The organism is Chitinophaga hostae, from assembly GCF_018224885.1.
Taxonomy (GTDB): domain Bacteria; phylum Bacteroidota; class Bacteroidia; order Chitinophagales; family Chitinophagaceae; genus Chitinophaga; species Chitinophaga hostae.
On the sequence record NZ_JAGTXB010000052.1, the window covers coordinates 1 to 1,033 of the forward strand.

Here is a 1,033-nt window from a genome sequence, read left to right on the forward strand (position 1 = left end):
TTGAAAGTCACCTCTACCACCGGTGAAACAAAGAGTGTGAAACTCCTGAAACGACAATAAATGGTAAAATAAGACATGGCAATTCCTTGCCATGTCTTATTTCCTATAGCTGACCAAAGCGCCGGGGGTACATAACATACATACTTCCATGAATCGAACTTTATACCACCTGCTCCTTTTAGTGCTATGCTTTCTATACGCACCCCGGGTTTATGCGCAGACCGCACTAAACCCCAGTGATCCAGTTGTCACTTACAATTCCAGTAACCCTCCCGCTGCACCTGTGTACGAAAAAATCACAAAGTGGGTGCGAACAGTGAGGATGAACTATACTACCACCTCTTATAAATGCTACATTTATAAGAACATGGCATTCCGTCTTAAATTCCCTAAAACTTATGTTCCGGGAACAAACGACGGCAAAAAATATCCCATCTACCTGTTCTTTCACGGAGTAGGTGAAAAAGGAACTATTTATGACAACGAATACCAGTTGCTTTGGGGAGGCCAAACCTGGATGAACCGTGTTGATGCCGGAACATTTGATGGTTACCTTTTGTATCCCCAGAGCCAGGGTGGCTACTGGGGCCCCAATGATTATGATAATCTGAAAGAAGTAATAGACTCTATCGTAACCAGCTGCAAGGGAGACCCCGATCGCTTGTGCCTGAATGGTTTGTCCGGTGGTGGCTGGGGTACCTGGGAATTTATGCTGCGCTATCCGCAATTAACAGCGGCAGCCCTCCCTATGAGCGCCATGATAAATGATTACGCTAATCACATCGATACCTATAAATTTACTCCTATGTGGTTGTTCCAGGGTGGCCTTGATGGCAGCCCTGCTCCGTATACCACCAACCAGGTAGTGGCCCAGATAAACGCCGCCGGCGGTAATTTCAAGCTGACCGTTTATCCAAATGATAACCACAATACCTGGAATGACGCGTGGAAGGAACCGGATTTTGCACCATTCATGCTCAGGGCAAACCGGTTAAATCCATACCCGTTATTTGGTACCACTACTTTTTGTGCT

Annotated in this window: 1 protein-coding gene; it reads left to right on the forward strand. The window is 46.1% G+C overall.

Going from position 1 to position 1,033, the window contains the following annotated elements; translation table 11 throughout:
* Positions 1-148: 148 nt before the first annotated feature.
* Positions 149-1,033 (forward strand): carboxylesterase family protein (locus KE626_RS34465; protein WP_211977703.1); only part of this gene is annotated, 885 nt, incomplete at its 3' end.